The organism is Sphingorhabdus sp., assembly GCF_023910635.1.
Lineage (GTDB): Bacteria > Pseudomonadota > Alphaproteobacteria > Sphingomonadales > Sphingomonadaceae > Sphingorhabdus_B.
On the sequence record NZ_JAAVVZ010000076.1, the window covers coordinates 1 to 1,859 of the forward strand.

Below are 1,859 nucleotides of genomic sequence, written 5' to 3' on the forward strand. Positions count from 1 at the left end.
AGGATTTAGAAGATGGCTGTCGAAGCGCTTGATCTAATTCCTCTTTCCGCGCTCCAGCACTAGGCCTACTGTCCGCGCCCGCTTCGAGGCGCTGGAGCGCGATCTGATCGCCGAAATCAAGAACGGAGAAGACATCCTGCGTTTCTACCGTATCGCCGAACTTAAAGGCTACGAAGTCCGCGAACATGGTTGTTTTCGCGCCACCGACTTCGATGCGCTGTTGGTCCTGTAACTTTGCGCAAACCCCAAGTTTGAAACAAACGAGATCAGTCTTGAATGGCATATTCGACTCGGACAGAATTGCCATCTTGGTCTTACCGCCGATAATGTTCTGAAATAGTTCGCATGGTAAGGCTCGATTGCCATGGGGTTTGTGTCAGTCTGGACTGCAGCGTGGGCGGGTTTCTGGCAGACACAACGAAGAGTCTGGATGAAAACACCCTGCAGGGAGGCGATGCGCATTACCAAGCCAAGGATGAAGGTCGTGACCGCGCCGTGTTGGCGCATTTTTCACCCGCCGGATCTGCTTCAGTTCGCCTTATCGACGGAAATGACCGGATGCGTTTCGTTATCGGAAACCAGAACGGTGAGCAAATTGCCAACCAGATGGATGCGATCGGCTTCGCCGAGTTTGACGACCCCTTCGCGTTCAAGTTGTTCGATGGCCATGCGCACCATGCCGACTGCGCCTTCGACAATTTGTGTGCGGGCGGCGACAACCGCTTGGGCTTGCTGACGGCGCAGCATGGCGCTGGCAATTTCCTGGGCGTAGGCGAGGTGGGCAATGCGCGCTTCGATGATTTCCAGACCGGCCAGCGAAACGTGTTCCTGTATGGTGTCGGCGAGTGCACGGGCGACGCTGTCGAGATCGGCGCGCAGGGAGTTGTTGCCATGTTCGTCGCCGTCGTACCAGCGTGTGCTGGCTACGGCACGCACCGCAGATTCGCTCTGAATCACGATGTAGGCGGCGTAATCCTCAACATCGAAGGCGGCACGCGCGGTATCGGCAACGCGCCAGACGACAACTGCGCCAACGTCAATCGGGTTGCCGGCGCGATCATTGACCTTGAGGGTTGGCGTGTTGAGGTTGTGGATGCGCAATGAGACACGCAGGCGCTGATAGAACGGATTGACCCAGAAGAAGCCGTCGTCGCGCAGACTGCCGGCGTAGCGTCCGAAGAAAGTAAACACTGCCGAGATATTGGGCGGCAGGATGATGAAGCCCTTGGCGAGGAAAACCAGGACAGGCAGCGCGACGAATCCCGAAATCGTTTCGGGTGATCGGCCATGCATCAACGACGGGGCAAAAATTTGCCACAATGCGCTGCCAAACAGCGCCAGCCATATGATCAGTGCGAGCCAACCGGAAAGGCAGCTTGCGTGGCGTTCTTCAATCTTGTCGCTCATGGCAATCTCCACTCAATATGAGATTGAGCATAGCACCGCGATTGATGTGCTGCCAATCAACGCAAGTACAGATTTTCAAGCGATTTTCGCCGTCGACCGTAACACCTGCTTCACAGCGCAAACCTGCTAATATTCACCCTCCGCTGCAATGCAACAAAAGCAAACCATAATGTCCTCCCCAACTGACCGCATGAGTCCCGAAGAGCGCCGCGCTGGCGCTTCGCTGGCTGCCATTTTCGCCCTGCGCATGCTCGGCTTGTTCCTGATCCTGCCCGTGTTTTCGGTCTATGCCCAAACCCTGCCCGGCGGCGATAACCTCGCGCTTGTCGGCTTTGCACTCGGCGCTTACGGGCTGACCCAGGCTGTATTTCAGATTCCCTACGGCATTGCCTCAGACCTTTACGGGCGCAAGTTGGTCATCGTGATCGGCTTGGTTATTTTTGCCATTGGCA

Annotated in this window: 3 protein-coding genes; 1 reads left to right on the forward strand and 2 read right to left on the reverse strand. The window is 56.3% G+C overall.

Translation table 11 applies throughout. From position 1 onward, the window contains the following. Window positions 1–307 (reverse strand): hypothetical protein (locus tag HEQ34_RS14265; RefSeq protein ID WP_296201576.1); only part of this gene is annotated, 307 nt, incomplete at its 3' end. 221 nt (window positions 308–528) lie between these two features. Continuing rightward, the gene (locus HEQ34_RS14270) at window positions 529–1,407 is read right to left on the reverse strand and encodes an SPFH domain-containing protein (protein WP_296201577.1); all 879 of its coding nucleotides are present in this window, start codon (window positions 1,405–1,407) and stop codon (window positions 529–531) included. Window positions 1,408–1,576: 169 nt separating this feature from the next. Between HEQ34_RS14270 and HEQ34_RS14275 the strand changes: the two genes are divergently transcribed. Further along, on the forward strand, window positions 1,577–1,859 hold a 283-nt coding region (locus HEQ34_RS14275), incomplete at its 3' end, for an MFS transporter (RefSeq protein ID WP_296201578.1).